General features: G+C 65.6%; 9 protein-coding genes and 1 pseudogene. 9 read left to right on the top strand and 1 reads right to left on the bottom strand.

The window, feature by feature from the left end; translation table 11 throughout:
• Window positions 1–350 precede the first annotated feature (350 nt).
• On the bottom strand, window positions 351–848 hold the full coding sequence (locus ACFU99_RS00160; RefSeq protein WP_384383443.1) for a hypothetical protein: 498 nt from the start codon (window positions 846–848) through the stop codon (window positions 351–353).
• 134 nt (window positions 849–982) lie between these two features.
• Here ACFU99_RS00160 and ACFU99_RS00155 point away from each other — a divergent pair, with 134 nt between their 5' ends.
• From ACFU99_RS00155 to ACFU99_RS00115, 9 genes and pseudogenes are all read left to right on the top strand, one after another.
• Window positions 983–1,363, top strand: a complete 381-nt coding sequence (locus ACFU99_RS00155; RefSeq protein ID WP_384383542.1) for a TetR family transcriptional regulator C-terminal domain-containing protein — start codon at window positions 983–985, stop codon at window positions 1,361–1,363.
• A gap of 53 nt (window positions 1,364–1,416) precedes the next feature.
• A pseudogene (locus tag ACFU99_RS00150) lies at window positions 1,417–1,578 on the top strand (transposase); the annotation flags it as partial.
• Window positions 1,579–1,743: 165 nt separating this feature from the next.
• Complete coding sequence (locus ACFU99_RS00145) at window positions 1,744–1,995, top strand: hypothetical protein (protein WP_384383550.1); 252 nt, start codon at window positions 1,744–1,746, stop codon at window positions 1,993–1,995.
• A 713-nt stretch (window positions 1,996–2,708) separates the two neighbouring features.
• Window positions 2,709–2,915: a hypothetical protein gene (locus tag ACFU99_RS00140; RefSeq protein WP_384383440.1), complete on the top strand. Its 207-nt coding sequence runs from the start codon at window positions 2,709–2,711 to the stop codon at window positions 2,913–2,915.
• A gap of 116 nt (window positions 2,916–3,031) precedes the next feature.
• Complete coding sequence (locus ACFU99_RS00135) at window positions 3,032–3,562, top strand: PadR family transcriptional regulator (protein ID WP_384383437.1); 531 nt, start codon at window positions 3,032–3,034, stop codon at window positions 3,560–3,562.
• 116 nt (window positions 3,563–3,678) lie between these two features.
• On the top strand, window positions 3,679–4,587 hold the full coding sequence (locus ACFU99_RS00130) for an ATP-binding cassette domain-containing protein (protein WP_384383435.1): 909 nt from the start codon (window positions 3,679–3,681) through the stop codon (window positions 4,585–4,587).
• A gap of 55 nt (window positions 4,588–4,642) precedes the next feature.
• The gene (locus ACFU99_RS00125) at window positions 4,643–5,392 is read left to right on the top strand and encodes an ABC transporter permease (RefSeq protein WP_384383431.1); all 750 of its coding nucleotides are present in this window, start codon (window positions 4,643–4,645) and stop codon (window positions 5,390–5,392) included.
• Window positions 5,393–5,479: 87 nt separating this feature from the next.
• Window positions 5,480–6,268 carry a HEAT repeat domain-containing protein gene (locus tag ACFU99_RS00120; RefSeq protein WP_384383428.1) on the top strand — a complete coding sequence of 263 codons (789 nt, stop codon included), beginning with the start codon at window positions 5,480–5,482 and terminating at the stop codon, window positions 6,266–6,268.
• A 191-nt stretch (window positions 6,269–6,459) separates the two neighbouring features.
• Window positions 6,460–6,630 (top strand): thiomuracin/GE37468 family thiazolyl RiPP peptide, encoded by a 171-nt coding sequence (locus ACFU99_RS00115; protein ID WP_384383425.1) that lies wholly within the window; start codon window positions 6,460–6,462, stop codon window positions 6,628–6,630.
• The last annotated feature ends 49 nt before the right edge of the window (window positions 6,631–6,679 follow it).

Raw genomic sequence — 6,679 nt, 5'->3', positions numbered from 1 at the left:
CGCTGGTTCGGGCTGCCACAGAGGATCACGATTTCAGGTGATTCCGTGACGGAACTTGCTGCCCTGTACCTCAAGTCCCGCGAGGCATGCTTGCCTCCGCGGGCGGGACGGGGGTGCGCCTATGGGATCTTCCATCGGGCAAGGCGGTCCACTCTCTGATCACGGCGTGCCCGTGACCAACGTGGTGACGGGCGCCGGGCTACTCCACCTCGCGGCCCCGCTGGCCTCGCCGCTCTCACACTGCCGGCCGACGGATTCCTCCCAAACCCATAGTGGCCCTGCCGGTGGGTCGCCGACCGGACCAGCCGCTGTGGACCGCCCCGGTGCAAATGGAGACCACGGCGATTCCGCTACGCACGCCTCCTCCCCAGATTCTCCAGCACCTGTCCAGCCACCTTGCGCACCTGGCTGTTGAGGTCCTTCTCGGCTATCAGGTGGGCGGGCGAATACCTCTCGACGTACAGGAACTGCCCCGCTCCGATGTCCACCGTGAGCGACGCCCGCCAGGTGTCGCCGTACATGACCTGCCGCGCAGCGTTACGCCCCTTGAGGATCACAGGGACGGCCTTTGTCGGGCTCGGGTCCGTCGCGTCGGCGACTTGGAGCAGTGCGGCTTCGTCCTTGAGCAGGCTGACGACGTAGCCTGCCGGATTGTCCTCGTCGGACGTCATCAAGAAGTAGCAACTGACCTCGCCCTTGTCCGAGTCGGGCTCGGTGTCCTCGATACCGGCGGCCTGCTGCTGGGCATCCGTGAGCGCGGCTTGGCAGATGGAGCTCTTGTCGACTCCATCTGCCTTGATCGGTACGGCCGCCGTGCCTTCCGCGGCGGGCTTGGCGGACGTTGTCACCGGAGATTCCGAGGAGGAGCATCCCGCCACCAGCAGAGCAGCGAGTGGCACCAGGGGCCACGCGCGCGATGACCTACGCACTGCGGATTCTCCTCAATCAGCCTTTGGCTGCGGTGAGCTGAAGCGGGCACGACATCGTAGCCACCAGACCAGATCGCCGCCCACCTCACGCCAGCAGCCGCGCAACCGAAACCGGTCCGGCGCGTCTGCACGTAGCCATCGACAGGTGGTGCAACTACCGGGCCAACGGCCCGTTCCCCAACGGCTGTTTCGTTACCGGTGCATCACGTGAGCTGGACGAACAGGCCGGCGACCTGTGCGCCTTCCTCGAAGATACGGTGCGTCGATGGTGGACCTTCCTACGCGCGCAGATCGTGACCGCACAGTCCGCAGGGGAGGTCGCCGCCGAACGCGATCCCGGTGGTCTCGTCTCTCAGCTGGCCGGCAATGCGATGGCAGCGAACCAGGAGATCCAGGTACTCGACGACAACGCAGCAGCTGAAGCTTCCCCTTGATCCAGGACACCTGGAGACTGGGATCTGAGAGGTTCCAGAGGAAGTAGTGCCAGGTGGGAAGCAAGTACACGAAGCGGTACTCGGATGAGTACAAGCGGGACGCGATCGGCCTCGTGCGGTCGTCGGGCCGGACGGTGACGGATGTCGCCCGGGAGCTCGGGATCAGTCCGGAGTCCCTGCGGGGCTGGGTGAAGAAGGCCTGGGCCGCCGGATCCGCTTCTGGCCCGACCGGGCCACCGCCCGCGCCGAGATCTTCACGTTCATCGAGACCTTCTACAACCGACGCAGGCTCCGCAAACACATCCGCTGAGGATATCTTACCCCTCACGAAACGCGCCTGCGCTATCAGCAGGACCAGAGCCTCGCTGCCTAACGCAGCTGTGTCCACGATCACGGGGAAACTTCAGTTCGGAATTCTCCCCATCAAGTCGCCACCAACAACCAACAACCAACAACCAACAACCAGCAAACACAGGCACCGCACGGGAACGAAAGGGAAACATATGTCCACCAGTGATGTCATCAACGTGGTGACGAGCAACATCGAACGCAACGGGAATGGCGCTGCCGCCGTACGCGCAGCAGCGCATTCCCAATGGCTCAAAGTCGGAGCGCACGTGGTCTTCCAGTAGGAGCTTCCGGGGGCTGGCGACAACGACTTCGCCGACATGAAGGAGGCCAGCGACCGATTGGAATCGGACTGGCGCCTGGGAGAGAGGAGCTGCACCGCCATCTTCGCGAAGCCCGATGTTTTCACCTTCGACCGCGGGGGCACTGCTGGCGGGCGGTGGCGGCTGCTGTACTTCCCGTAGGAGCGCAACGAGCGGAAGGACGCGAACGCGCTCGTCGTCACACCGGAGGCACTGGACGACTTCATCGCCCGCTTCGAGGTGCCTCAGGGCGAGGGCGAGGAGATCGTGGAACCAGACTGGCTCTGAGCCGTGTGCGGGCGCCAGGTGGTGGCGATCTTGGCAGCTTCGGAGGCCCAGCCGTCCGGCAGAGGATCGAGGGTGACGCGGCGGAAGGCCAGAGGGGATCGGCGACATCGATGCCGCCGTTGTGACGGTCGATGTGCTGCAACAGGCGGGACGCCTCGCTGCGGACGGCCGGGGTGCGCTCGGCCCACCCGCCGGAGGTGAATCGGTCGACCCCGCCGCCGCAGGTCGTCCAGGACTCCCGAGCGCCACTTGAAGTGATGCACGCAAGCGTGTCCGGGACGGGCTTGTGGCCCGGTGCCCGGTGGTTGCCGGACGCCACGGTCACCGAGGAGTGGGCGAGGGCAATCTTGCGTGGGTCGCCCGTCAGGAGCACCATCCGAACCTCGGCAGGGTGTTTCGAATACCGGTTGATCATCATCAAGCCGGCCCGTCCGGAGGCAGCGGAAGTCTTCTCGCCTTCCGCGCGGTGGTGGCCCATCACGGACGTCGTCGCCGCAGACCTGTTCCCACGGGAGCTCGGCACCCTGATGACCGGCTATGTCGAAGGCTGGATCCCGGACGGCTCGATCACGCTGGAGGCTTGGACCGTGATGGCTTCCAGCGCCGTCGATTGATTCCGCAGGCCACAAGGTGCGGGGCTGCCCGGCGGAACCTCCAGCAGAGCCATGTTGAGCTCCCCGCCGCCGCCCGCGCTTGACGGTAGTACTCAAACTTGTATAAAAATTAGAGCATGTCATCGACGAGAGTGCTGATCCTCGGCGCACTGCTCGCTGGGCCGCACCACGGCTATGAGGTCCGCAAGAAGCTCCAGCTCTGGGGCGTTGAGCACTGGGCCAATGTCGCCTTCGGTTCGATCTATCACGCCCTGACGAAGCTGTCCCAGGAGGGACTGGTCGAGGTCGTGGAAGGCGGCAAGGGCAGCAAGACCGTCTACGCGATCACGGACGAGGGGCAGGCCGAGTTCCGGCGGCAACTCGACGGCTACTGGCGGAAGATCATGCCGATCGTGGACCCGTTCCTGGTCGCGATCACCTTCATGGAACAGCTTCCCAAGGCCGAGCTGCTAGCCGCGATCCGGGATCGCCGGGAGATCCTGCAGGCGGGCTTCGTCATGGCCGAGCGGGCACTGGCCACCGAGCACCAGAAGGGCGCCCCCCGCCATATCGACGAGGCGCTGCGCCTCACCTCGGCTCAGTTCCGTGCGCAGTTCGATTGGCTGGAAGACGTGGCGGGCCGAGTAGAGCGGGACGAGATTCCCTAGCCGGTTCGCCTTCGCATGCCGGCCGACCTCACTCAGGAAGAGGCGAAGCGTTGATCATTGAGGTGCAAGGCCTGAGGAAGACGTTCCGCACGCGGGCGCGTCCACAGCAGCCGCCGATGGTTGTCGAAGCCGTGAAAGGTCTCGACATCATGGTTGCGCGGGGCGAGATCTTCGGAGTCCTCGGACCGAACGGTGCCGGGAAGACCACGACGATTCGCATGCTGGCCACGCTGGTTCAGCCCGATGGCGGTTCCGGCAAGATCGCCGGTCAGGACCTCTTCTCGGCCCCTGAGAAGGTCCGGCCGCACATCGGCTACGTCAGCCAGGCGGGCGGCGTGGACGAGAACAACGGGGCGAGGGCCAACATCATGCTCGCAGCCCGGATCAACGGGCTTGCCACTACCGAAGCGGTGGCGCGCACCGGGGAGATGATCGAGGCATTCGACCTGACCGCGCTGGCGGACCGCCCGGTGCGGACTCTGTCCGGCGGCCAGAAGCGACGGGTGACTCTGGCGATCGGGCTGGTCCACCGGCCGTCCCTGGTCTTCCTCGATGAACCCACCACCGGACTCGACCCGCAGAACCGGGCCAACCTGTGGGACCAGATCCGGACGCTCCGGGACGCGGGCACGAGCGTGCTGCTCAGTACGCACTACCTCGACGAAGCCGAGGCCCTGTGCGACCGGCTCATGATCGTCGATCACGGCGAGGCCGTCGTCGAGGGCACTCCCACGGCGTTGACCCGCGAGACGGCGGACGACGTCGTGACCCTCCGCTTCGCGGAGGAGCTCACCGCCGACGACAAGGTTGGCAGGATCGTCGACGCGTTGCCGTATGTACGCGAGACGCGGATCGACGGTTCGCTGCTGCGGATCTATCTCGATGACGGCGAGCAGGCCCTGCCACACCTGCTGCGCGCCTTCAGCGACCAGGAGATGGCCGTCGGGGCGATCTCGCTGGACCGGGCCACCCTCGACGATGTCTTCCTCCGCAAGACAGGCCGTTCACTCCGAGACGCCGGCTGACCGCACAGCTGGCCCTGCGGAACTCCCGCCACAGCCTCACAGTCAGGAAGTACCCGTGTTAAAGCACACACTGATGTTCCTCGGCTATGAACTGGGGAAGTCGGCTCGCAATCCGGTGTGGCCACTCTTCGGCATCCTGCAGCCCGTCCTCTACCTGCTGCTCTTCGAGCCCTTGCTGGCCAACACCACGGTCGGCGATTCTCAGTCGCACACGCTCCTGCAGTTCACTCCCGGTGTGATGGTCATGGTCGCTCTGTTCGGGTCTCTCTTCGTGGGATTCGGGATGATCGCCGAGATCCGCTCGGGGGTTCTCGAGCGGCTCGCCGCCAGTGCGGCGAACCGGTCGGCCATCGTGCTCGGCCGGGTTCTCCGGGATGTGGTCGTCCTGGTCGTCCAGGCACTCCTGGTGGTTCTGGTCGCGGTAGCCATGGGAATGCGTCCCGACCCAGGTGGCCTGGTACTCATACTGTTTCTTATGGCGGTCACCGGAGTGTTCGCCTCCGGTGTCTCGTACGGACTCGCCCTTGCGGTCCGTCAGGAGACCTCCATGTCGCAGATCCTCCAGTTCTTCTCGCTTCCGCTGATCCTGCTGACCGGAATCCTGCTTCCGATGTCGCTCGCTCCGCACTGGATGCAGGTGGTCGCGAAGGTTAATCCGCTCTATTACACCGTCCAGGCCGGTCGCGCGTTGTTCAGTGGGGACTTCTCCGATCCTTCCATTCCGGTGGCCTTCGCGTTGCTCGCGGTACTGGCCGTCCTGACGCTGAATTGGTCGGTCCGGTCCATGAGGAAGATCGCCGGTTAGCGGCGGCCAGCCGAGCTCATCAGAAACGCAGCGATCACCAGAATAGGAATCCTTGGTATGTCGACTTCACCACCTCGGAACGGCCCGATGTCTGCCGCCGAGCTGCTCGCGAAGCTGTCGGACCCGGACCGTAGCGTCCGCAACACCGCGGCCCTCGACATCGGGTCGCAGGCCGAGACGGGATGTGCCGATGCGCTCGTCGACGCTCTGTGGGCGGAACAGGACTTCTTCGTTCGGGAGACCATGACCTGGGCGGTCACCCGGCTGGAGGAGGCCGCCCGGCCGGCGGTGCTCTCCGCGGTCGGGGCGGACCAGCCACCGGAAGTACGGGTCCAGGCCCTGCACGTGGTCAGCAAGTTCGCCAACCCGGAGACGGTGGACGTCGTTCTGCCCCATGTCGCGGACCCGGACGAAGCGGTGGCCCGCAAGGCCCGATGGGCACTGGGCCGCATCAAGGAGCCCCGGGCGGTACCGCATCTGATCGCCCTGCTGGGCGAGCAGGACATCGAAGAGCGCAACGCCCTGACCGACGACGTGGCCGCGTTCGGATCCGCCGCGGTGCCGGCCCTGGTCGCGGCGCTCGGGGCGGACGACCATGCGGTGCGGCGGCATGCGGCGGATGTCCTGTGCTACATCGGGCATCCGGATGCGGAGGACGCGGCAGAGGCCCTGGGGGCGGCGGTCGCGGGCTCTGAGCCGCAGGTGGCCTTGGCCGCGCTGATGGCCCTTGGTGAGCTGCGCGGAGATGCCGCCCGGCAGCAGATCGAGGCCGCGCGTGCGGCCGGGGATCCTCAGGTCAGAGGAACCGCTGAGCGGTTGGCCGCCCGCAAGCCGCGGCGCGTCTCCGTCCGGGCCCGTTCAGCCGGCTCAGAGTGAGCCTCCCGACAGTTGCGACGCCGTCCTGGTATTGGGTCCCGTGACCCGCTGTGGTTTCTGGTCATCGGTCTTGAAAGCGTGACCTTGGCCCTGAGGCCAGCCATGATGAATACCGCTCCACGAATTCCGAGTAAGAATTCTGGGTTCATCCGGAGCGATACCGTATTCATCAGCAGCGAAAGGAAGTCGCCATGAGCAACGAGGACTACTTCGTCGACGTCAACGACCTCTCCATCGACGTGTTCGACGTCGTCGAGCAGGGTGGCGCGGTGACCGCGCTGACCGCTGACCACGGCATGCCGGAGGTTGGTTCGTCGACCAACTGCTTCTGCTACATCTGCTGCTCCTGCAGCTCCAACTGACCTCAGGTCGATTCCAGGGCGGAGGCGCTCCGGCAAATCCTCCCGACAA

The organism is Streptomyces sp. NPDC057654 (assembly GCF_042800135.1).
GTDB lineage: Bacteria > Actinomycetota > Actinomycetes > Streptomycetales > Streptomycetaceae > Streptomyces.
Note: the sequence above shows the minus strand (reverse complement) of the source record. Positions and strands in the feature narration are given on the sequence as shown.

Excerpts from the sequence above, each read along its gene's own strand:
- ACFU99_RS00135 (WP_384383437.1), top strand. The coding sequence starts at position 3,032 with ATGTCATCGACGAGAGTGCTGATCCTCGGCGCACTGCTCGCTGGGCCG.
- ACFU99_RS00115 (WP_384383425.1), top strand. The coding sequence starts at position 6,460 with ATGAGCAACGAGGACTACTTCGTCGACGTCAACGACCTCTCCATCGAC.
- ACFU99_RS00130 (WP_384383435.1), top strand. The coding sequence starts at position 3,679 with ATGGTTGTCGAAGCCGTGAAAGGTCTCGACATCATGGTTGCGCGGGGC.
- ACFU99_RS00120 (WP_384383428.1), top strand. The coding sequence starts at position 5,480 with ATGTCTGCCGCCGAGCTGCTCGCGAAGCTGTCGGACCCGGACCGTAGC.